Origin of the sequence: Streptomyces sp. NPDC048290 (genome assembly GCF_040652095.1) — a bacterium.
GTDB lineage: Bacteria > Actinomycetota > Actinomycetes > Streptomycetales > Streptomycetaceae > Streptomyces.
In genome coordinates, this window is sequence record NZ_JBEZLM010000004.1 from 100,045 (window position 1) to 123,499 (window position 23,455).

The 23,455-nt window shown below is 71.0% G+C and carries 14 protein-coding genes and 1 riboswitch; of the genes, 5 read left to right on the top strand and 9 right to left on the bottom strand.

Annotation, left to right across the window (positions count from 1 at the left end; all coding sequences use genetic code 11):
• The first annotated feature begins 91 nt into the window (after positions 1-91).
• Positions 92-982 (top strand): Cof-type HAD-IIB family hydrolase, encoded by an 891-nt coding sequence (locus AB0D49_RS07625; RefSeq protein WP_362752388.1) that lies wholly within the window; start codon positions 92-94, stop codon positions 980-982.
• A gap of 40 nt (positions 983-1,022) precedes the next feature.
• Here AB0D49_RS07625 and AB0D49_RS07630 read toward each other — a convergent pair whose 3' ends face one another.
• The 6 genes from AB0D49_RS07630 to hisC all read right to left on the bottom strand — a co-directional run bounded on the left by AB0D49_RS07630 (position 1,023) and on the right by hisC (position 11,808).
• On the bottom strand, positions 1,023-1,730 hold the full coding sequence (locus AB0D49_RS07630) for a M23 family metallopeptidase (RefSeq protein WP_362752391.1): 708 nt from the start codon (positions 1,728-1,730) through the stop codon (positions 1,023-1,025).
• 310 nt (positions 1,731-2,040) lie between these two features.
• Positions 2,041-3,639: a GAF domain-containing protein gene (locus tag AB0D49_RS07635; protein ID WP_362753410.1), complete on the bottom strand. Its 1,599-nt coding sequence runs from the start codon at positions 3,637-3,639 to the stop codon at positions 2,041-2,043.
• Between the two features lie 327 nt (positions 3,640-3,966).
• Positions 3,967-7,623 (bottom strand): thiol reductant ABC exporter subunit CydD, encoded by a 3,657-nt coding sequence (gene cydD / locus AB0D49_RS07640; protein ID WP_362752394.1) that lies wholly within the window; start codon positions 7,621-7,623, stop codon positions 3,967-3,969.
• A gap of 100 nt (positions 7,624-7,723) precedes the next feature.
• Entirely contained in the window at positions 7,724-8,728 is a 1,005-nt protein-coding gene (cydB, locus tag AB0D49_RS07645) for a cytochrome d ubiquinol oxidase subunit II (protein WP_362752397.1), read from the bottom strand.
• A gap of 20 nt (positions 8,729-8,748) precedes the next feature.
• Positions 8,749-10,254 carry a cytochrome ubiquinol oxidase subunit I gene (locus AB0D49_RS07650; protein ID WP_362752401.1) on the bottom strand — a complete coding sequence of 502 codons (1,506 nt, stop codon included), beginning with the start codon at positions 10,252-10,254 and terminating at the stop codon, positions 8,749-8,751.
• 474 nt (positions 10,255-10,728) lie between these two features.
• Positions 10,729-11,808 carry a histidinol-phosphate transaminase gene (hisC, locus tag AB0D49_RS07655; protein ID WP_362752404.1) on the bottom strand — a complete coding sequence of 360 codons (1,080 nt, stop codon included), beginning with the start codon at positions 11,806-11,808 and terminating at the stop codon, positions 10,729-10,731.
• A gap of 713 nt (positions 11,809-12,521) precedes the next feature.
• On the opposite strand from hisC, the gene AB0D49_RS07660 reads away from it, so the two are divergent.
• From AB0D49_RS07660 to AB0D49_RS07670, 3 genes are all read left to right on the top strand, one after another.
• Entirely contained in the window at positions 12,522-13,634 is a 1,113-nt protein-coding gene (locus AB0D49_RS07660) for a LacI family DNA-binding transcriptional regulator (RefSeq protein ID WP_362752407.1), read from the top strand.
• Between the two features lie 368 nt (positions 13,635-14,002).
• A complete protein-coding gene (locus AB0D49_RS07665; RefSeq protein ID WP_362752410.1) occupies positions 14,003-15,121 on the top strand; it encodes a metallophosphoesterase family protein in 1,119 nt (372 codons plus the stop codon).
• Positions 15,122-15,323: 202 nt separating this feature from the next.
• Positions 15,324-16,190 carry a hypothetical protein gene (locus AB0D49_RS07670; RefSeq protein ID WP_362752413.1) on the top strand — a complete coding sequence of 289 codons (867 nt, stop codon included), beginning with the start codon at positions 15,324-15,326 and terminating at the stop codon, positions 16,188-16,190.
• 242 nt (positions 16,191-16,432) lie between these two features.
• Here AB0D49_RS07670 and AB0D49_RS07675 read toward each other — a convergent pair whose 3' ends face one another.
• Both AB0D49_RS07675 and thiC read right to left on the bottom strand, forming a co-directional pair.
• The gene (locus AB0D49_RS07675) at positions 16,433-18,022 is read right to left on the bottom strand and encodes a VWA domain-containing protein (protein WP_362752416.1); all 1,590 of its coding nucleotides are present in this window, start codon (positions 18,020-18,022) and stop codon (positions 16,433-16,435) included.
• Between the two features lie 296 nt (positions 18,023-18,318).
• On the bottom strand, positions 18,319-20,136 hold the full coding sequence (gene thiC, locus AB0D49_RS07680) for a phosphomethylpyrimidine synthase ThiC (protein WP_362752419.1): 1,818 nt from the start codon (positions 20,134-20,136) through the stop codon (positions 18,319-18,321).
• A riboswitch (TPP riboswitch) is annotated at positions 20,129-20,318 on the bottom strand. It overlaps the preceding gene by 8 nt.
• A gap of 527 nt (positions 20,319-20,845) precedes the next feature.
• Between thiC and AB0D49_RS07685 the strand changes: the two genes are divergently transcribed.
• On the top strand, positions 20,846-22,594 hold the full coding sequence (locus AB0D49_RS07685) for a YibE/F family protein (protein WP_362752422.1): 1,749 nt from the start codon (positions 20,846-20,848) through the stop codon (positions 22,592-22,594).
• A 325-nt stretch (positions 22,595-22,919) separates the two neighbouring features.
• On the opposite strand, the gene AB0D49_RS07690 is transcribed toward AB0D49_RS07685, so the two are convergent.
• Entirely contained in the window at positions 22,920-23,366 is a 447-nt protein-coding gene (locus tag AB0D49_RS07690; RefSeq protein ID WP_362752425.1) for an SsgA family sporulation/cell division regulator, read from the bottom strand.
• Positions 23,367-23,455: the final 89 nt, after the last annotated feature.

A 23,455-nucleotide genomic window follows, 5' to 3' on the forward strand; every position in this document is an offset into this window, starting at 1 on the left:
GTCCGTCGCTCAGTCCGTCGGTCGGTCCGTCGGTCGGTCCGTCGCCGTCGCGTTCCCCGTCGGCCGGACCCCCACCCGGCCGTACGGGCATATGCGCGACAATGGCCCGGTGACCTCAGCGACTCGACAGCCCGACATCCCGGCCGCCGCCGCGCCGCCCCGCCTGATCGCCACCGACCTCGACGGCACCCTGCTGCGCGACGACAAATCGGTCTCCCCGCGGACCGTCGCCGCCCTCGCGGCGGCCGAGGAGGCGGGTATCGAGGTCTTCTTCGTCACCGGCCGCCCGGCCCGCTGGATGGACGTCGTGAGCGACCATGTGCACGGTCACGGCCTCGCCATCTGCGGAAACGGCGCCGCCGTCGTCGACCTCCACGGCGGCCCCGGCGCCCACCGCTTCGTCACGGTGCGCGACCTGGCCCGGGACAACGCCCTGGACGCCGTACGGCTGCTGCGGGACGCGGCGCCCGGGACGGTGTACGCGGTGGAGCAGACGTACGGCTTCAACCAGGAACCCGACTATCCCAAGCTGCACATGGAGATACCGGACGTGCTGGCGCCCGCCGAGGAACTGCTGCGCGGCAACGCGCCGGGCGCCTCCGAGCCGGTGCTCAAGATCCTCGCGTACCACCCCACGCTGGACCCCGACGCGTTCCTCACCCTCGCCCGGCTCGCCCTCGGCGACCGTGCCAATGTCACCCGGTCCAGCCCCAGCGCGTTGCTGGAGATCAGCGGCCCCGGTGTCTCCAAGGCCAGCACGCTCGCCCTGTGCTGTGCCGAGCGCGGGATCTCGCCCGAGGAGGTCGCGGCCTTCGGGGACATGCCCAACGATGTCGAGATGCTGACCTGGGCGGGCCAGTCGTACGCCATGGGCAACGCCCACCCGGAGGTGATCGCCGCCGCCTCGGGGCGCACGGTCGCCAACAACGAGGACGGGGTGGCCGTGGTGATCGAGCGGATGCTGAGCGGACGGGTCGGGTAGCCGGGGCAGCCGGGGAGCGGTGTGGTGGTCGTGGGGCCGTTCATAGGTCCACGCCGTGGCCCCGCAGCCAGCCCAGGGGGTCCACCCCCGAGCCCAGCTCCGGGGTGACCCGTACCTCGAAGTGCAGATGCGGGCCGGTGGAGTTGCCGGTCGTGCCGGACTGGCCGATCCACTGGCCCGCCGCCACCCGCTCCCCCTGGTCGACGGCCACGGACGCGAGATGCGCGTACTGCGTGTAGTGGCCGCCGGGGTGCTGGAGCACCAGTTGGATACCGAAGGCGCCGCCGCAGCTCACCCGCACCACCCGGCCCTCCCCGACCGCCCGCACGGGCGTCCCGATCGGCACCGCGAAGTCCTGTCCGGTGTGCCGATTCGCCCAGCGCGCGCCGCCGCCGCCGAACCCGGCCGACAGTTCGTATGTCTCCACCGGCGCCACCCAGTCCGGCGTGAACCGCCGCGGCGGCTGGTGCAGCCGTACCGCGCCCCGGCAGTTGCCGGACGCGGCGGACGCGTCGGCCTCGCCCTGCAACTGGGCGCGAGCCCGCTCCAGTTTCGCCTCGATGTCCTGCTTCTCCTCGTCCTGGCGCGTGGCCGTGGCTGTCGCCGCGTCCGCGTAGAGCCGGGCCACCCGGGCGGCGGCCGTGCCGTCGCCGCCGACCGCCGACGGGCCGGTCGGCCGGGCCGCGAGCACGGCGGCGGCACACAGCAGCACCGTGACGAGCAGGGGGTGACGGCGAAGTGAGCGCATGTCAGCGATCGTGGCCCGCCGCGCCGGAGGGGGCATGTTCACGTCGTACGGCTGGGGGACGCGTTGCTGCGGACGGGTGGGATCGGGGTGCCGGGGAGGGGGGGTGGGGTGCGACGCCGGGGAGAGCCGGGGGGGCCAGGTCGCCGGGGGGCGGCCGACGTCGGCGTACGGCCGGTCGGCGGTCGGCGGGTCGGCGTACGGCGGGTCGGCGTACGGCGGGTCGGCGTACGGCGGGTCGGCGGGTCGGCGTACGGCGGGCGTCGGCGGGGCGGCTACAGCGCCCCGGTGTGAGACAACCCCCGCAGGACCGCTACAGCGGGGCCTCCCACACCACCGTCGCCCCGCCGCCCTCCGGTCCGATCCCGGGCCCGTACCAGCTGTCGCCGCCGAGGGATTCCGCGCGGAGCTTGAGGTTGCGCAGACCGCTGCGCCGGCCGCCCTCGCGGATCCCGACCCCGTCGTCGGCAACGGTGAGGCGCACGCCCTCCCGGCCGTCCGGCAGCCGTACCGTCGCGTCGACCACGACCTCGATGCGGGTGGCGCCCGCGTGCCGGAAGGCGTTGGAGAGCGCCTCGCGCACCGCCGCGATCAGGTTCTTCGCGGTCAGCTCGCCGACCAGGGCGTCCAGCGCGCCGATGAACCGGTGGCCGGGCTTGAAGCCCAGTGGCACGGCGGCCGTGTTGATCTCCCGCAGCACCCGGGTGCGCAGCCCGGACGGCACCTCGGCCGGGCCCTGCTGGAGCGCGAAGATGGCGGTCCGGATCTCCTGGATGGTGACATCGAGTTCGTCCACCGCCTTGCCCACACCGTCCCGCACCTCCGGCACCACCGAACGGCGTTGTGCGCTCTCCAGCATCATGCCGGTCGCGAACAGCCGCTGGATCACCAGATCGTGCAGGTCACGGGCGATCCGATCGCGGTCCTCGTACACCGCGAGCCGCTCCCGGTCGCGCTGGGCCTCCGCCATCATCAGCGCCAGCGCCGCCTGGGAGGCGAACTGGACCGCGAGGGTCCGCTCGGCCTCGGTGAAGGGCCGCTCGCCGCGCGCCCGGGGCATCACCAGAGTGCCGAGCACCCGGCCGCCGCTGCGCAGCGGCAGCATCATCGTCGGACCGTACGGCCGGGCGAGGTCGGTGACGATGCGCCGGTCGGTGGCGGCGTCGTCCAGGAACACCGCCTGTCCGTCGAGGAGGTCGGCGACGATCCGGCTGTCCGGCGGGATGACCCGACCGAGCGCCCCGGCGGACCGGTCGGCGGCGGCCACGGCGACGATCTCCAGACCGCCCTCCTCCGCGGGCAGCAGCACGAACCCGGCCGCCGACCCGGACAGTCTGCGGGCCTGCTCGGCCACGACCTGGAGGGCGTCGTCCGCGTCCTGCCCCGACAGCAGCGCGGTGGTGACGGCGACGGACCCGTCGATCCAGCGCTCGCGCTGCTTGGCCGCCTCGTACAGCCGGGCGTTGCCGATCGCGATGCCCGCCTCGGTGGCCAGCACCCGCACCATGCCGAGGTCGTCGGCGCGGAAGGGGCCGCCGCCGCGTTTCTCGGTCAGATACAGATTGCCGAAGATCTCGCCCTGCACCCGGATGGGGACGCCGAGGAAGCCGCGCATCGCCGGATGGTGCGGCGGGAAACCGCAGGAGCGCGGGTCGGAGCCGAGGTCGGTGAGAAGCACCGGTTCCGGGTCCTGGATGAGCGCCCCGAGCAGCCCGCGGTGACCGTCCGGAAGCCGCCCGATCCGGCGGGCGGTCTCCTCGTCGATGCCGTGGTAGACGAAGTCGACCAGTCCGTCACCGTCCTCGGCGACCACCCCGATCGCGGCGTAGCGGGCGTCGGTGAGGGAGGCGGCGGTGGCGCAGATACGGTCCAGGGTCGAGTGCAGTTCCAGCCCGCTGCCGACCGCCCGCATCGCCTCCAGCAGCCGCGCGACCCGCCCGCCCGGTCTGCTGGGAAGGTCCCAGCCGGACGGGTCCGGCTCGGAGGAGCCGGGGGAACGTGCGACATCTGCCATGACCCGAGGGTAATTAGTCCCATTTACACAGGAAAGTCGAGCACGCCTCTCCGGCCCACCATGGGCCCAGCCCTGGCCCGCCATAGGGGCCCACCCCGGCTTACCAGGGCCCGCCCCGACCCACTGCGGGCTCCGCCCTAGCCCACCATGGGCCCAGCCCGGCTTACCAGGGCCCGCCCCAACCCACCGTGGACCCCGCCCCGGCCCACCAGGGACCCGTCCCGCCTACGCCCCCGCCCCCACCAGCCCCTCCGTCTCCGCCTCCCGTGCCGCCAGCTCCCGCACCGGCCCCTCCACCGCCACCAGCTCCGCGTACGGACCCCGCTGCACCACCCGTCCGTCACTCAGCACGACCACCTCGTCCACGCCCGCGAGACCGGCCAGCCGGTGCGTGATCAGCAGCGTCGTCCGGCCCTCCGTCGCGGCCAGCAGATCCGCGGTGAGCGCGTCCGCGGTCGGCAGATCGAGATGCTCGGCGGGCTCGTCCAGGATCAGCACCGGGAAGTCCGCGAGCAGTGCGCGGGCCAGCGCGAGCCGCTGCCGCTGACCGCCCGACAACCGCGCCCCGTGCTCACCGACCAGCGTGTCCAGCCCCTCGGGCAGCCCGTCGGCCCACTCCAGCAGCCGGGCCCGGCCGAGCACGTCCCGCAACTCCGCCTCGGTCGCGTCCCGCCGCGCCAGCAGCAGGTTCTCCCGTACCGAGCTGTCGAAGAGATGCGCGTCCTGGGCGCACAGCCCGACCAGCCGCCGTACGTCGTCCCCGTCGACGGCGTACGCGTCGACCCCGGCCAGCGTGTACGTGCCCGCGTCCGCGTCGAGGAACCGCAGCAGCACCTGCGCCAGCGTGGTCTTCCCGGCGCCGGACGCGCCGACGACCGCGATCCGGCGGCCCTCGCCGAGGGTGAGGTCGACCCCGGCGAGCGCGTCCCGGTCCTGCCCGGCGTACCGGGCGCCGACCCCCTTGAGGACGACGGGGAACGGCGAGGCCGGTGCCTGCCGGGGCCGCTCCGGCTCCCGTACCGGCTCCGGCGCGTCCAGCACCTCGTACACCCGCTCGGCGCTCTTGTGGACGCGCTGGCGGAAGCGGACCGCGATCGGCATACCGAGGACGGCCTCGAACGCGGCGAGCGGAGTGAGCACGACGACGGCCAGCAGCAGTCCGTCCAGCCGTCCGGCGGCCACCGCCTGGACGCCGACCAGCGCGGCCCCGGCCACCGTCAGCCCGGTGATCAGCGCGGTCAGTCCATCGCCGAGGGCGGTCGCGGTGGCGGCCCGCGAGGTGATCCGGGTCAGTACCGCGTCGGCCTCCCGGGCCTTCGCGGTCCGGGCGGGCAGGGCGCCCGCGACGGTGAGTTCGGCCGTGCCGGTGAGCAGTTCGGTGACCCGGGTGGCGAGTTCGCCCCGGGCGGGGGCGAGCCGGCGTTCCGCGCGCCGGGACACCGCCCCGGTGATCAGCGGCACCCCGGCACCGGCCAGCAGCAGCCCCACCGCGAGCACCGCGCCCGCCTCGGGCAGCAGCCAGGCCGTGAAACCGACGGACGCGGCCGACACCGTCACGGCGGCACCGGCCGGGAGCAGCCAGCGCAGCCAGTAGTCCTGGAGCGTGTCCACGTCGGAGACCAGCCGGGACAGCAGATCGCCCCGGCGGGTGCGGCGCAGCCCGGCGGGCGCCAGCCGCTCAAGACGCCGGTAGACGGCGACCCGGGTGTCGGCGAGCATCCGCAGCACGGCGTCGTGCGACACCAGCCGCTCCGCGTACCGGAACACCGCCCGGCCGATGCCGAAGGTGCGGGTCGCGGTGACCGCCACCATCAGATACAGCACCGGCGGCTGCTGCGAGGCCCGGGAGATCAGCCAGCCGGAGGTCGCCATCAGCCCGACGGCGCTGCCGAGCGCCAGGCTGCCCAGCAGCAGCGCCAGACCGAGCCGCCCGCGCCGGGCCCCGGACATGGCCCGCACCCGGGCCAGCACATGGGCCGTACGCCCCGTCACCGGGAGGTCCGCACCGGCGTCCCGCTCCGCGCCCCGGCGGGACACCCCGTCGAACGGCCACGCCTCGGCCTCATCGACCACCTCGACCACATCGGCCGGCTTCAGCACGGCAGCGGGCGACACCGCCACCGGAGCCGACACCGCCTCCGCGCGCTCCTCCGCCGGTCCCGCCAGCCGCACCACCCGGTCCGCGACCGCCAGCAGCGCCGGCCGGTGCACCACCAGCAGCACGGTCCGCCCGGCGGCCAGCCGCCCGACCGCCCGCACGACCTCCGCCTCGGTCTCCCCGTCCAGCGCGGCCGTCGGTTCGTCCAGCAGCAGCACCGGCCGGTCGGCGAGGAACGCGCGGGCCAGCGCGAGCCGCTGCCGCTGCCCCGCCGACAGCCCCGCCCCGTCCTCCCCCAGCACGGTGGCCGCCCCGTCGGGCAGCGCGTCCACGAACTCCAGCGCCCCCGCGTCCGCGAGCGCCCGCCGTACGGCGGTGTCGTCGGCGTCGGGCCGGGCGAGCCGTACGTTCTCGGCGATGCTCGCGGCGTAAAGATGCGGGCGCTGCGGCACCCAGGCGATCCGGGACCGCCACTGCTCCAGGTCGAGGCCGGTGAGATCGGCGCCGCCGATCCGTACCTGACCCGCGCTGGGCCGTACGAACCCGAGGAGCACATTCAGCAGGGTGGACTTGCCGACGCCGCTCGGCCCGACCAGCGCGACCGTCTCACCGGGCGCCACGGTGAAGGACGCCTCGGACACGGCGTCGGTGTCCCGACCCGGGTAGCGGACGGTGACTCCCTCGAAGACGACTCCGCCGACGGCGACTTTGTCGCTGGTGTCTCCATCGAAGGTGGCTCCATCAACAACGTCTCCATCAACAGCGTCTCCATCGAAGGCGAGATCGCCCTCGACGCCCACCGGGACCGCCCCGGTGCCCGGCTCCGGGAGCGGTGTCTCCAGCACCGCGAAGATCTCCTCGGCCGCCGCCAGCCCCTCGGCCGCCGCGTGGTACTGCGCGCCCACCTGCCGCAGCGGCAGATACGCCTCCGGCGCCAGGATCAGGATCACCAGACCGACGTACAGCTCGTTCTCGCCGTGCACCAACTGCATCCCGATGGTGACCGCGACCAGGGCGACCGCGATGGTGGCGAGCAGTTCCAGCGCGAAGGAGGAGATGAAGGCGATCCGCAGCGTCCGCATGGTCGCCTGGCGGTACTCGCCCGTGATCCGCTTGATGGAGTCGGCCTGTGCCTTGGCCCGGCCGAAGACCTTGAGCGTCGGCAGCCCCGCCACCACGTCCAGGAAGTGCCCGGACAGCCGGGACAGCAGCCGCCACTGACGGTCCATCCGGCTCTGCGTCGCCCAGCCGATCAGCACCATGAAGACCGGGATGAGCGGCAGGGTGCCCACGATGATCGCGGCCGACACCCAGTCCTCGGTGACGATCCGCGCCAGCACCGCCACGGGGACGGTCACCGCGAGACCCAGTTGCGGCAGATAGCGGGCGAAGTAGTCGTCCAGGGCGTCGATCCCACGGGTGGCCAGCGCGACCAGCGAGCCGGTGCGCTGTCCGCTCAGCCAGCCGGGGCCGAGCGCGGCGGCCCGCTCCAGCAGCCTGCCCCGCAGCTCCGACTTGACGGCCGCGCCCGCCCGGTGCGCGGCGAGTTCGGTGAGCCAGGACACCAGCGCCCGGCCGACCGCGACGGCCACCAGCAACAGCAGCGGAGTGCGCAGGGCGGAGGCCGTCAGACCGTCCTGGAAGGCGCCGACCACCACTTCGGCGATCAGCATGGCCTGCGCGATCACCAGACCGGCCCCGAGCACACCGAGACCGACGATCGCCACCAGGAAGAGCCGGGTGGCTCGGGCGTAGCGCAGCAGACGGGGATCGATTGGTTTCACGTGAAACAGGCCCTTCGGTCCGATCCGGTGGGAACAGGGGGTGTTTCACGCTGCTTCACCGTGCCGCACGGTTTCACGTGAAACACCCCCGGTGCCGGACTCAGTGCGCGGCGTCGGCGATGTGCTGTGTGCCGATCCGCTTGCGGAACACCCAGTAGGTCCAGGACTGGTAGAGCAGCACGATCGGTGTGGCGATCGCCGCGCACCAGGTCATGATCTTCAGGGTGTAGGGGCTCGACGAGGCGTTGGAGACCGTGAGGCTCCAGTCCGGGTTGAGCGAGGAGGGCATGACGTCCGGGAAGAGCGAGAGGAACAGCATCGCCACGGCGGCGACGATGGTCACCCCGGAGAAGGTGAACGACCAGCCCTCACGCCCCACCTGGTTGGCCCCGAGCGCCGCGACCAGCGCCACGACCGCGATGATCATCGCGACCAGACTCTGGGTGTTGCCGTCCCGGACCTGCGTCCAGAGCAGGAAGCCCAGCGCCGCCACGGCGGTGACCAGTCCGACCTTCAGCGCCAGCCCCCGCGCCCGCTCCCGGATGTCACCGACCGTCTTCAGCGCCGTGAACACCGCACCGTGGAAGGTGAACAGCGTCAGGGTCACCACTCCGCCCAGCAGGGCGTACGGGTTGAGCAGATCCCAGAAGTTGCCCACGTACTCGAAGTTCTGGTCGATCTTCACTCCGCGCACGATGTTGCCGAAGGCCACACCCCACAGGAACGCCGGGATCAGCGAGGTCCAGAAGATCGCGGTCTCCCAGTTGCGCTGCCACTTCTCCTCGGGCCGCTTGGCCCGGTACTCGAAGGCCACACCCCGGACGATCAGACAGACCAGGATGATCAGCAGCGGCAGATAGAACCCGGAGAACAGCGTGGCGTACCACTCGGGGAAGGCGGCGAAGGTCGCGCCGCCCGCGCTGAGCAGCCACACCTCGTTGCCGTCCCAGACCGGGCCGATCGTATTGATCAGCACCCGCTTCTCGGGCCGGTTCCGGGCCAGCAGCTTGGTGAGCACCCCGACCCCGAAGTCGAACCCCTCCAGGAAGAAGTAGCCGATCCACAGGACGGCGATCAGGACGAACCAGACGTCGTACAGTTCCATGACTTCGCGGCTCCCTCGGCCTAGTAGGAGAAGGCCATCGGCTTGTCGGCGTCACGGGAGTCGCCGCCGATCTTCGTGGGCGGGTTCAGGTCGGACTCGGTCAGCTCCGGCGGCCCGGCCTTGATGTACTTGGCGAGCAGCTTGACCTCGATGACGGCGAGGATCGCGTACAGCGAGGTGAAGACGATCATCGAGGTGAGGACCTCGCCCTGGGAGACACCCGGGGACACCGCGTCCCGGGTCTGGAAGAGCCCGTACACGACCCACGGCTGGCGGCCCATCTCGGTGAAGATCCAGCCCCACGAGTTGGCGATCAGCGGGAAGGCCAGGGTCCAGATGGCCAGCCGCCAGTACCAGGTGCTGAGCCGGGCACCGAGCGGGGCGCGGAACAGCACCAGATGCGGCACCTCGTCCTCACCGGTCCGGTACTGCCGTGCGAGCAGGAACCTCTTGCGGGTCAGCCACAGCCCGAGCAGCCCGATGGCCAGGGAGGTCATCCCGAACCCGATCATCCAGCGGAAGCCCCAGTAGGCGACCGGGATGTTCGGCCGGTAGTCGCCGGGCCCGTACTTCTCCTGCTCGGCCGCGTTCACATCGTTGATACCGGGGACGTACGAGCTGAAGTCGCCGTTGGCCAGGAAGGACAGCAGTCCGGGGATCTCTATGGCGACCTTGTTGTGGCCCTCGTCGACATCGCCGTAGGCGAAGATCGAGAAGGGCGCCGGTGCCTCGCCGTCCCAGAGGGCCTCGGCCGCCGCCATCTTCATCGGCTGCTGCTCGAACATGATCTTGCCGAGGTGGTCACCGCTGATCGCGGTGAGCAGCCCGCCGACGGCGACGGTGACCAGGCCGAGCCGCAGCGAGGTGCGCATCTCGCTGATGTGCCGCTTGCGCACCAGATGGAAGGCGGCGATGCCGACCATGAACGCACCGCCGGTCAGGAAGGCAGCCGACAGCGTGTGGAACGCCTGGGCCACCGCGGTGTTCTGGCTCAGCACCAGCCAGAAGTCGGTCAGTTCGGCCCGTCCGCGCTCGCCGTTGATCTTGTAGCCGACCGGGTGCTGCATCCAGGAGTTGGCCGCGAGGATGAAGTACGCCGACAGGATCGTGCCGATCGACACCATCCAGATACAGGCCAGATGGATCTTCTTCGGCAGCTTGTCCCAACCGAAGATCCACAGCCCGATGAACGTCGACTCGAAGAAGAAGGCGATCAGCGCCTCGAAGGCGAGCGGCGCGCCGAAGATGTCTCCGACGAAGCGGGAGTAGTCGGACCAGTTCATCCCGAACTGGAACTCCTGCACGATGCCGGTGACGACACCCATCGCGATATTGATCAGGAAGAGCTTGCCCCAGAACTTGGTGGCTCTGAGGTACTTCTCCTTCTCCGTGCGCACCCAGGCGGTCTGGAGCCCGGCCGTGAGCGCGGCGAGCGAGATCGTCAGCGGGACGAACAGGAAGTGGTAGACGGTGGTGATGCCGAACTGCCATCGCGCCAGGGTCTCTGGCGCCAGAGCCATTTCCACGTCGTCAGTCTCCTTACAGCCGTGGACACAGTGGCAGTCTGCCCCTTATGTCACACCCAACAGGGGAGCAACCGGGACACGCTTGTGAACGCGTTCACATTCACAAGCCATTATGACGTACCGATTTTCGACTCTTGACAGGGGGGTCCCCTGTCGGCGCAGGGGGCGTCAAGGGGACGGTGCGTAACGGTCGGGGGGCTGGTGCGTAACGGTGGGGAGGGGTGGCGCGGGGCGGTCGCGGGGGCGGCGCATGGCGGTCGAGGGAGCCTGCGCGGGGTGGTCGCGGGGTCGCCGCAAGGCAGTAGCGGGATCCACGCGAGGCGACAGAGGGGGCCTGCGCCCAGCCGGCAGGAGGGCCTGCGCCCCCGCGACAAGAGGCTGACGCACAACGAAAACGACAGGGCACGGCGTGCCACCGCACACCGTGCCCTGTCACTCGACCACCTGGTCAGCCCAAGAGCCGCTCCCGGAGCGTCACAGCTCCTTCCGGAACGCCTCCGCGACCTTCAGGAAGATGTCGTTGCCCTCGGTCTCGCCGATCGTCACCCGGACCCCCTCGCCCGGGAACGACCGCACCACGACCCCCGCCTGCTCGCACACCTCGGCGAACGCCACCGTCCGCTCCCCCAGCCGCAGCCAGACGAAGTTGGCCTGGGTCTCCGGCACCGTCCAGCCCTGGGCGCGCAGCCCGTCGACCACCCGGGTCCGCTCACAGACCAGCGAGCCGACCCGGCCGAGCAGTTCGTCCTCCGCCCGCAGTGAGGCGATCGCCGCCTCCTGCGCGAGCTGGCTCACCCCGAACGGCACCGCCGTCTTGCGCAGCGCCGCCGCCACCGGCTCGTGCCCGACGGCGAAACCGACCCGCAGCCCGGCCAGCCCGTACGCCTTGGAGAAGGTCCGCAGGACACACACGTTCGGCCGGTTCCGGTACAGCTCGATGCCGTCGGGCACCTCGGGGTCACGGATGAACTCCCGGTACGCCTCGTCCAGCACCACCAGGACATCGCCGGGCACCCGGTCGAGGAACCGCTCCAGCTCGGCCCGGCGCACCACCGTGCCGGTGGGGTTGTTGGGGTTGCAGACGAAAATCAGCCGGGTCCGCTCGGTGATCGCGTCCGCCATCGCGTCCAGGTCGTGCACATCGCCGTCGGTCAGCGGCACCTGCACCGACCGGGCTCCGCTGACCTGCGTGATGATCGGGTACGCCTCGAAGGACCGCCAGGCGTAGAGCACCTCGTCGCCGGGGCCCGCGGTGGCCTGGATCAGCTGCTGGGCGACGCCCACCGAGCCGGTGCCGGTGGCGATATGGGTGAGCGGCACGCCGAAACGGTCCGCCAGCTCATTCATCAGCCCCGTGCACGCCATGTCCGGGTAGCGGTTGAAGGACGAGGCGGCGGCGGTGACCCGCTCCAGCACACCAGGCAGCGGGGGATAGGGGTTCTCGTTGGAGGACAGCTTGTACGCCTCCGGCCCTCCGGAGGCGGCCGGCTTGCCCGGCTTGTAGGTGGGAATCCCCTCCAGCACGGCGCGCAGCCTGGGGCTCGTCTCGGTCACCGCAGTCCTCCTCGCGACCACCGGCGGCCCGTCACTGCCCCCGGCATCCATCCAATACTGCACACCTTATGAGGATTCGGCCGCGCTGCGTAGCGGTCGGCGGACAGGTCCTGCCCGGACACCGAACCGGACCCGACCGGAAGGCCCGGGGAAGGTCCCGTCCGGACCCACCCGGGAGGTCCGGCGGAGGTCGTGTCCGGACCCGGCCGGGAGATCCATCAGAAGTCCTGCCCGGACCCGACCGGAAAGCCCCGCGGGGGCCCTGTCCGGACCCGGCCGAAAGATCCAGCGACGGTCCTGTCATGACCTCCCCCTCCGCACCGCGCGACGCTCCACCCGCACCGCCCGGCCACCCCGCCCCAGGGATTCACCGGCTCTCCCCCCTTCGTTCGAACCAGTCCCACCCGGCACACGGGCATCAGGGGCAACACCATACGAACATGTACGAATCAGGGGGGCGCCTCACATATATCTATGCGCCGGTGGCTCGCGCCGTGGCGCGCGTCCCCCGTGAAGGTGAGTTGAGACCTCTTCGAAACATCGGACCCTCGGCAGGTGGGTGCTCGCCGACAAGTCACGTACTGCACTACAAGACGCCAACTCCCTTGCATTCCAAGGCATTTACTGCCTGTCAACCATGCAGAAACGTGCCTGTCAACGGGTGCATATGCGCCCGCCCTACCCCGTCGCCTGAGCCCTACTATCGGCTCGCCATGACAGCAGCAGGGAAGCACCAGGTGAGCCGCGCGGAAACCTCACGTCGAGGCAGCCGGCCGAGCCGAGCGGGCATCAGAGACGTGGCCGCCGCCGCCGGAGTGTCCATCACGACCGTCTCCGATGCCCTGAACGGCAAGGGCAGACTCCCCGATGCCACCCGACGCCATGTCCGCGAAGTCGCCGACCGGCTCGGATACCGCCCCTCGGCGGCGGCCCGAACCCTCCGTACCGGCAAGTCAGGACTGATCGGCCTGACGGTCACGACCTACGGGGATGAACCTTTCACCTTCACCGAGTTCGCGTACTTCGCGGAGATGGCCAGAGCCGCCACCTCCGCCGCGCTCGCCCGCGGCTACGCCCTCGTCATCCTCCCCGCGACCTCCCGCCATGACGTCTGGTCCAACGTCGCCCTCGACGGCACGGTCGTCATCGACCCGTCCGACCAGGACCCGGTGGTCAGCGAACTCGTACGGCAGGGCTTACCCGTCGTCTCCGACGGCCGTCCGGGCGGCGCGCTGCCGGTGACCGCGTGGGTGGACAACGACCACGAGGCCGCCGTCCTCGGCATCCTCGACCATCTCGCCGACGCCGGCGCCCGCCGGATCGGCCTCCTCACCGGCACCACGACCGACACGTACACCCATCTCTCCACCACCGCCTACCTTCACTGGTGCGAACGTGTGGGGCAGGACCCGGTCTACGAGGCGTACCCCGCCCACGACCCGTGCGCGGGCGCCGTCGCCGCCGACCGGCTGCTCGCCCGCCCGGACCGGCCCGATGCCGTGTACGGACTCTTCGACCCCAACGGCACCGATCTGCTGGCCGCCGCCCGGCGCTATGGACTGCGGGTCCCGGAGGATCTGCTGCTGGTGTGCTGTAGCGAGTCCACGGTGTACGCCAACACCGAGCCGCCCATCAGCACGCTCTCCCTGAAGCCGCGCCGGATCGGCACGGCCGTCGTCCAGTTGCTCATCGACGCCATCGAGGGCGTCGACGCCGACCAGCCGGTCGAGCAGGTGATACCGACGGAACTGATCGTGCGGACGTCGTCCCAGCGGCGGTCGCCGCGCACCACGGTCAGCCCGCCGAGGTCACCGGAGAACCGGTAGCCGGGGAGGGGGCCGGGTCGGTTCCCCTCCTTTGGCACGTCCCCGGCGTGTCTTCCCCTACGGGGCCATGGCACGAGGGGGGGCGGGGCGTGACAGGGCCACGGCAGCCCGGCCCCGGGCCCATGGGGGCCGCCGTCAGTCGGCGGCGCGCGGTGGTCACCCGGCGGCGTGGTTCCGTCGAGGAGTGGGACACCGTGCGGAGCACGGGCAAAGCCCTGCCCAATCGGGGCGAAAGCCGCGGTGAACAGCAGTCTTGCTTCGATTCACCACCCCTGGGTCATCACATGGCACGACCCGCATTCCTATGATGGGCCCACGACACCGCGGGCCGCTGCGACCAGGCAGTCCGATGCGGTGCAGCGGCGGCGATGGTGGAGGGGTCGATGACTCAGGGGGCCGGTCAGGGACCCGAGGTGGAGCGGACGGCGACGTTGCGCGACTTCCGGGTGCCCGCGTACGTCCATGAGGCCGGCCCGTACGCTGCCAGCGCGCACCCCGGTGAAGCCCCGGCGACGGCCGTCCCGGGCACCGCCGCCCAGCCGGTCGAGGAGCCCGAGGGCTACACACCGACCCAGCGCGACCTGCCGGTGATCAACCGCGGCGACACCCTCCAGGTGACCGTGGCACCGGTCACCGACCCCGCTACCGACGAGCAGCCCGACACCGGACCCGGTCCGCTGTATGTCGTCGGCGATGTCCATGGCTACTACGACGAACTCGTCGCCGCGCTCCACGAGCAGGGGCTGATCGACGACACCGGACAGTGGTCCGCGGGCACCGCCCGGCTGTGGTTCCTCGGCGACTTCACCGACCGCGGCCCCGACGGCATCGGCGTCATCGACCTGGTGATGCGGCTGTCCGCCGAGGCCGCCGCGGCGGGCGGCTACTGCAAGGCCCTGATGGGCAATCACGAACTGCTGCTCATCGGCGCGAAGCGGTTCGGCGACACCCCGGTCAACTCCGGTGCCGGGACCGCCACCTTCCAGGCCGCCTGGCTGCTCAACGGCGGGCAGAAGGCCGACATGGACCGCCTCCAGGACCACCATCTCCAGTGGATGGCCCGGCTCGACGCCGTGGAGGAGGTCGACAGTCACCTTCTCGTCCACTCGGACACCACCGCCTACCTCGATTACGGCCAATCCATCGAAGAAGTCAACGACACCGTCCGCGAGACCCTCACCCGCAACGATCCGGACGAAGTCTGGGACCTGTTCCGCAAGTTCACCAAGCGGTTCTCCTTCCGCGACGAGGGCGGCGCCGACGCCGTCCGCGCGCTCCTCGATACGTACGGCGGCACCCGGATCGTTCATGGCCACAGCCCGATTCCCTATCTGCTCGGCGAAGTCGGGTCGGAGGAGGGCGAGGAGGAGCCCCGGCCGGCGGTCGACGGGCCGCACCTGTACGCCGACGGACTCGCCATCGCCATGGACGGCGGAGTCACCATGGCCGGAAAGCTGCTGGTCCAGCAACTTCCCTTGCATAACTGACGGTTTCCGGGGCAGACGACCCCTCCCAACCGTCACACCGAAACGGCGTACGACCGCGCGGAACACAGGGCAATTTCGGTAAACCCCCTGTCACCGTGTGCCGTCGCCGCTCTACCATCGGCTTATCCGTAGCAGGCTCCCCTCCGTTTCTGCCCGACGGCTCGTCCGCATGCGAGCCCCAAGCCCTACGGAGCATCGGGGGATGCACATGAACAGCGTTCCGCAGCACCTGCTGAGTGAGGACCGCCAAGAGTACGAGCGGATCCTCGATGAGGCGCTGCGCTCCGCACCACACCGTCCGGAGCTGGCATCGGTCGGCCAGCGGCTCAACCCGGAACAACTGCGCACCATGGCACTCAACGCCACGGCTCTGATAACGGCCGCCGCGGCAACCGAGTACCAGCACTATGTGAAGGTCCGCGAGGAACTGCGCCGTCCGGCGCCGTCCACCCCGTCGTCCATCCGGGACTCAGGCTCCACCGAGTCAGGTCCGGGGTCGGTGGGGCTCGCCGCCACCATGGGAGAGGTCTCCGAGACCGCCGGCGCCGGAGTCGTCGCCGTCGTCGCGGTGCTGGCTCCTGTCCTCGCCGGTACGGCAGCGGCGATCTTTCTGCTGGTCGGCTACCTCCTCAGGATGGTCGCGCCCGATCTCACCTTCGGCGAGACCCTGCTCACCACGGGCTGGGTGTTCGGCGGGGTGACCGCCGTGGCGATCCTGGTGGCCGGCGTCGGACTGCTGATCACCGCCCTGCGCAACCGGCCGTCCCGGGAGAGCGGTCCCGACGGCGAGCCGAACGGGGAGGTGGCACAGGCCAGGGAAGCCTGGCGAGAAGCGCTGCTGGAGCGCGGCATCATGCCGTTCCTACGCGACAAGCTCGCCACCGCTCCCAGTCCGGCCGCGCTGCACGGTACGGCACGGTCGGCCCCGACCGGCCGCATGCCGCACCTCGGCTACGACCGCCCCGGCTTCACCAGCCCCGGCGACGGCTCCTCGGGCTCCCGCCCGAGGTTCAGCAGTCCGGACTACACCAGCCCGGACTTCGGGGGGCCGGACCACAAGCCCGAGTAGGGGTCCCGCCCCGCGTCCCTCCGCGCTCCCGCACGGACGCCGACGGATCGGAACCGAGCCGGTACACCGTCCGAGAGGACGGCCACCGACCGGTGACGGTCCTCACGGCGCCGTGGCGGGGGCGTGTGCGTCCGGGGGTCCGGGGGTGCTTCTCAGATGGCGCGGGTTCATCTCCGATGGCGCGGGTTCTTCTCAGATCGTGCGAGTTCATCTCCGATGGTGCCCGCTGATGTGAGCCTCACTCAGATGATCCCCTCCCGGCGGGCCGCCGTGATCCAGCTCGGGAATTCCGACAGCAGCCGGTCGTACAGCTCCGCGTCGGGGAGCGAGCCGATGTCGTCCACCGCGAAGAAGCCCACGTTGTCGACCCGGCGGCCGGACAGGGTGTCGAAGCGCTCCAGCACCCCGTAGTTGGACCGGCCCAGCCCCACGAACTGCCAGAAGACAGGCTCGTCCACCGCCGCCCGCAGCTCCCGCTCGATCTGCTCGTTGCGGTAGACACCGCCGTCGGAGAAGAACAGCACCAGGGTGGGTGCCGCCGCCGGATACCGCCGCACATAGTCACGTACTTCGGCGATCACCTTCTGTTCCTCGTTCTGGATGCCCACCGCGCGCATGTCCACCTGCCCCGGCTGGAGCCCGCGCTGTGGTTTCTTGCGTCCGAAGAGACTGAGCTGTCCGACCCGGACATGCAGCCGCAGCCACTCGGGCAGCTCCCCCAGCCTCAGATCGGGCAGCCGGGCCGGGTGCGACGCGAATGTCCATGCCTGCATCTCCCCGTCGTCGTCCAGCTGCGCCGCCACCGCCGCCATACGCTCCACGACATCGGCGACCACGCCCCGGGTGTACAGAGCGGACATCGATCCCGAGGCATCGAGCACGAGCACGACCCGGGCGACGACACCTTCCGCGCCGTGCTTGCGCAGACTGACCGCCACCTGCTCCTTGCGCAGCGACAGCCGTTTACGCATATCGACGGGGAGCTGCTCCTCGCCCTTGACCAGACGGGGTCCGCCGGACTGGGGCGCGCCGGGTGCCGCCGGGGGTATCGGGGGCGTGGGCGGGTACGGCATGGACGGCACGGTCGGTGCCGGTGTCGGTGTCGGCGGGGTCTGGGCGGGCCGGGTCTGGTCGGGCCAGGTCGAGGTGGGCGGGGTCGGGGCGGGCCAGGCCGGTGTGGACGGAGTGGGCCCACTGGGCGGGAGCGCGGGAGCAGGAGCCGTAAGTGGAGGCTGCGGCGGCCCTCCTGCCGGATTCCCTCCCATGTTTCCTCCCGTGTTTCCTGCCTGGTCCTCTGCCTCCTCATCGACGGTGATACCGAAGTCCGTCGCCAGCCCGGCGAGCCCGGAGGCATATCCCTGCCCCACGGCACGGAACTTCCACGCCCCTTGCCTCCGGTACAACTCACCTCCGATGAACGCGGTCTCGGTCGTCGCCGCCATGTCGAACCGGGCCAGCTCCGCCGAGGTACCGGCGTCCAGCAGCCGCAGCGTCAACCCTGGCACCTGCCCGAATGTGCCACCGTCGGCCGAGGCGCACAGCACCACCCGCTCGACGGCGGGCTCCAGCGCACCGAGACGCACCCCGACCGTGTCCGTCATGCCACCCCCCGACGGCCGCTTGCCGTGATGGACGACGGCTCCGGAGGCGTGCTGCGGCTGGTTGTAGAACACGAAGTCGGCGTCGTCCCTGACCCGGCCCACCGCCGTGAGCAGCAGCGCGGAGGCGTCCACATCGGGCACGCCGGGCCCCGCGGACCAGCACAGCTCGACCCTCACCTCGGCGGAGGAGACCGGAAGGTTGGCACCCTTGCTCAGCGAACTCGATGTCATTCCCCCAGTCTGCCGACCGCCCCGCCCCCCGACGCCCCTCGGGCCGGTACGGGAGGTACCTCTTTCCTGTCGTCGACGATGTTGGCGCCTCCTTGGTCAAGCTGCTGAAGACCCCCGATGGCGAGGCGATGCCCTGCGCGGAGCCTCGTTCTCGGGGTGATCCGTGCTGTTCGGTGCGTTCGCCGGATGCTGGAACCGCCCCAGAGCCATGCGCCCGCTGGGGAAGGCACAGCGCACCCCGCCCCGAGCAGGACACCCGGCGCTGCCCCCTCCCAGAGGCAGCGCCCTGAGTCGGGTCAGTCCGCGAGCGGCAGGTACACCCGGTTGCCGCTCGCCGCGAACTCCTTGGACTTCTGGAGCATCCCCTCCGCGATCTCCTCCGCCGAAGCCCCCTCGGCCACCGCGCCACCGAACTGCTCGTTGATGCTCTGGCTGATCTTCATGGAGCAGAACTTCGGGCCGCACATGGAGCAGAAGTGGGCCGTCTTGGCGGGCTCCGCCGGGAGGGTCTCGTCGTGGAACTCACGGGCCGTGTCCGGGTCGAGGGCCAGATTGAACTGGTCCTCCCAGCGGAACTCGAAGCGCGCGTCGGACAGCGCGTCGTCCCAGTCCTGCGCCCCGGGGTGACCCTTGGCGAGGTCGGCGGCATGGGCGGCGATCTTGTAGGTGATGACGCCGGTCTTGACGTCGTCACGGTTGGGCAGGCCCAGGTGTTCCTTGGGGGTGACGTAGCAGAGCATCGCCGTACCCCACCAGGCGATCATCGCGGCACCGATGCCCGAGGTGATGTGGTCGTACGCCGGGGCGATGTCGGTCGTCAGCGGGCCGAGCGTATAGAACGGAGCTTCATCGCAGATCTCCTGCTGAAGGTCGATGTTCTCCTTGATCTTGTGCATCGGGACATGCCCCGGGCCTTCGATCATGGTCTGTACGTTGAAACGCTTGGCGATCTGGTTGAGTTCCCCGAGCGTGCGCAACTCCGCGAACTGTGCCTCGTCGTTGGCGTCCGCGATGGAGCCCGGCCGCAGACCGTCTCCCAGCGAGTAGGTGATGTCATACGCGGCGAGGATCTCGCAGAGTTCCTCGAAGTTCTCGTAGAGGAACGATTCTGTGTGGTGCGCCAGACACCAGGCGGCCATGATCGAGCCGCCGCGCGAGACGATCCCGGTCTTGCGGCGGGCGGTGAGCGGGACGAACGGCAGCCGGACACCCGCGTGGACGGTCATGTAGTCCACGCCCTGCTCGGCCTGTTCGATCACCGTGTCCTTGTAGATCTCCCAGGTCAGTTCCTCCGCTCGGCCGTCGACCTTCTCCAGCGCCTGGTAGAGCGGGACGGTGCCGATCGGGACGGGGGAGTTGCGCAGCACCCATTCACGGGTGGTGTGGATATTGCGGCCGGTGGACAGGTCCATGACCGTGTCGGCGCCCCAACGGGTCGCCCAGGTCATCTTCTCCACCTCCTCCTCGATGGAGGACGTCACCGCCGAGTTCCCGATGTTGGCGTTGACCTTCACCAGGAACCGCTTGCCGATGATCATCGGCTCGATCTCGGGATGGTTGACGTTGGCGGGCAACACGGCCCGGCCCGCGGCGATCTCCGCGCGGACGACCTCCGGCGCCACGTTCTCCCGGATCGCCACGAACTCCATCTCGGGGGTGATCTCGCCGCGCCGGGCGTAGGCGAGCTGGGTCACCGCGCCGCCGTCCCGGCTGCGGCGCGGCTGGCGGGGACGGCCGGGGAAGACCGCGTCGAGGTTGCGCAGTCCACCGCGCGGCGAGGTGTGCTTGACACCGTCGTCCTCGGGACGGACGGGACGGCCCGCGTACTCCTCGGTGTCGCCGCGGGCGATGATCCAGTTCTCCCGGAGCGGGGCGAGCCCCCTGCGGACATCGGTCTCGGCGAGCGGATCGGTGTACGGGCCGGACGTGTCGTACAGCGTGACCGAGCGGCCGTTGGTGAGGTGCACCTGGCGGACCGGCACCCGCAGGTCGGGGCGGCTGCCCTCGACATACGCCTTGTGCCAGCCGATGGACTTCCTGGCCTCCGCGCCGGACACCCCGTCGGTGCCGGGGGTCTGGGTGGAGGCAGGCGTGCCTGTGTCCTTGATGGTCATGAGACCTACTCCCTACGCCGGCATTACCCGGTAACAGGTTCAGCGGTCGACGCAGCGATGTCCGTCCGTCGGTGTTCCATGGGATTCATCACTCGTGATGGCTGATGTTCCACGTGAAACATCGCGAAGACGAAGGTCAGCGCCCTCTCAGCCCGGTGCTCCGAGCTCCCGCGTGTACAAAGGTGACTCCACGCTAGCGTCAATTCGGGCGCGGTGAACAGAGGGCCCCTGCCGTTCTTGCGATGATCGGTCGGTGACCACACCGCAGGAGCCGCCGTTTCCTCCGCCCGGATCGCCGCATGGCCCTTCGCCGGGTTCGCCTTCCGGTTCGCCGGACGGTTCTTCTTTTGGTTCGAGTGCCGGGTCGGATGCCGGTCTGGGTGTCGGGTCGGGGCCGGGTGCTGGTTTGGGTGCCGGGTCGGGGCCGGGGCTTGGTTCTGGGTCCGGGCAGGGGCCGGGGTCTGGGCGTGGGTCTGGTTCCGGGCCGGACTATGAGACCGGTTCCGTGCGTCGGCTCGGGGCGCGGTCCGGGCCGGGGGAGCCTGGCGGTGTGCCCGGTGGGCCCGGGGGCCAGGGGCGGCCTCCTGGGGGGCAGGTGCCTCGGCCGGGTGGGCAAGTGCCTTCGTCCGGGGGGCAGGTGGCTCAGCCTGGGGGGCGGATGACGGGGCCCGGGGGGCAGGTGCCCGGTCCGGGGCGACAAGGGTCCGGTATGGGGCGGGAAGGGGTCGGTCGGGGGCCGCAGGGGTACGGTCCCGGGCCGCAGGGGGTCGGTCCCGGCGGTCAAGGGTCCGGCTTCGGCGGCTCGGCCCGGCCACAGGACTTCGACGGCTCCTACGGGCAGGGCTTCGGGCCGGGGCACGCACAGGGGTCCTACGGGCCGAACCCAGGCGCCGGACATGGCACCGGGAACGGGCCCGGTGGCGACCACGGTCACCACGCCGAGGACTACGGCTACGGCGGCGACGGCCGGGGCGACGGACATGGGCACGGCCACGGTGACGGATCAGGTCACGGCGGCGGACATGGCCATGGTGACGGGTCCGGCGGTGGATCGGACGGCGGATCAGGCGGTGGGCACGGTCACTCCCACAGCCACAGCCACGGCCCGGCCAGCCCCGTCTCCGCTCATCTGCGGAAGATCATCGCCGCCATCCTCGTACCCTTCGGCGCGGCCGTGCTGGTCGGGCTCGCGGTGCTGTGGCCCGGTGGGGCACCGGCGCACGAGCGGACCGGGGTCGGCTTCGACCGGCAGACCCAGCAGGCCACGGTCACCCGGGTCGAACAGGTCGACTGCGCCTCCGTGAACGCCTCCGGAGGCACACCCACCGGCGACACCTCCACCGCCGAGGGGTCCTCCGCCGTGCAGCAGGCGAACGGCACCTGCAAGCGGGCGACGATCCGGGTCGACACGGGCGACGACAAGGGCCGTACGTTCACCGAGATCGTGCAGCCCGACCAGTCCCGTCAGCTGGAGCAGGACCAGAAGGTCGTGGTCGCGTACGAGCCGTCCGCGCCGCAGGATCTCCAGTACTCGGTGGCCGACGTCAACCGACGGGTCCCGATGGCGCTGCTCGCCGGGATCTTCGCGCTGGCCGTGGTGGTGGTCGGACGGCTGCGCGGGGTGATGGCGCTGGTCGCGCTCACCATCAGCTTCCTGATCCTCAACTTCTTCATCCTGCCCGCCATCCTTCAGGGCTCGAATCCGCTGGTCGTCGCCGTGGTCGGGGCCAGCGCGATCATGCTGGTCGCGCTCTATCTGTGCCATGGGCTGTCCGCGAGAACCTCGGTCGCGGTGCTCGGCACGCTGATCTCGCTGCTGCTGATCGGGGTGCTCGGCTCACTGTTCATCGACTGGGCCGCGCTCACCGGCAACACCGACGACAACACCGGGCTGATCCACGGGCTCTATCCCACGATCGACATGAGCGGTCTGCTGCTGGCCGGCATCATCATCGGTTCGCTCGGTGTGCTCGACGATGTGACGGTCACCCAGACCTCGGCGGTCTGGGAGCTCCACGAGGCCAACCCCACGATGGGTTGGCGGGGGCTGTACCGGGCCGGTATCCGGATCGGCCGCGACCACATCGCCTCCGTCGTCAACACCCTCGTCCTCGCCTACGCGGGCGCCGCGCTCCCTCTGCTGCTGCTCTTCTCGATCGCGCAGAGCAGTGTGGGAACCGTCGCCAACAGTGAGCTGGTCGCCGAGGAGATCGTCCGCACCCTGGTCGGCTCGATCGGCCTGGTCGCCTCGGTGCCGGTGACCACGGCGCTCGCCGCCCTCGTCGTCTCGGCCGACCGCCCGGCGACGGGGTCGCTGCCGGTGGGCCGGACAGTGCCCGCACCGCCGAGGGGTCCGGCCGGTGTGCCGAGTACGGCCGGGGAGGGTGCCGCGTCCGGTTCCGTCCGCTCATCCGCCGTAATCGGCCGGGGCGGACGGGGGCGACGGCGCAAGCGGTAGGGCGGGGACGGAAGCGCCTCGATGCCGACTGTCCCCTGACGGCAGCCCCCTGACGGCAGTCCCCTGACGGCAGCTCCCTGTCCGCAGTCCCCCGTCGGCAGTCCCCTGTCGGCAGTCCCCTGTCGGCAGTCCCCTGTCGACTGACCGTTGCCCGCTGACTGCTGCCGGGCTGCCCGCTGCCCGCCGCCCGCCGCCCGCCGCCCGCGCTCCCCGCGGAGAACCGTTCCTGCCCACCCCCCGAACCCCGTCTCACCCCGCCCCGGCTCCGCCCGATCCAGCACCCGGCGGCTGAGGAAGCGTTCCGGCGCCCCGGTCGCCGTACGGCTCAGCCCGTGCTCTGTTCTTCCGCCAGGATGCGGTCGAGGGCCTGGTCGAGATGGGCGTCGAAGTCGGCGAGCGCGCCCTCCTGGCCGAGCGGGACCAGCTTGTCGGTGCGGTCCAGGAAGGCCACCAGCGGTGCCGCCGAGGAGCGGAACAGGGCCTGGTCGCTGCCGACCTGAAGGCGGATCAGGGTCTCACCGAGGGTGTCCGCCTCGGCCGGGGCCACATGCACATCGCCCTCACCGCACGGCCCGGCCATCCCGTCGACCAGCAGCTCACGGCCGAAGGCCCAGGTCACGGGGGCGTCCCCGGGCAGGTGGAAGGTCAGCCGCACGGCATAGGGATCGTTGGCCGCGTAGCGCAGCTCCACCGGGATACGGAAGGACAGTTCCTCGGAGACGAGAAAGCTCATCATGACCTCTGCCTGAACGGTCTGTGCGGACTCGCGCATCGTCTACCTCGTCCTGTACCGGTGTACTGGCCGGGAATGGACCCCGACATTTCTTGGCATCTTGCTGAACGTACACAGCAGATCACAAG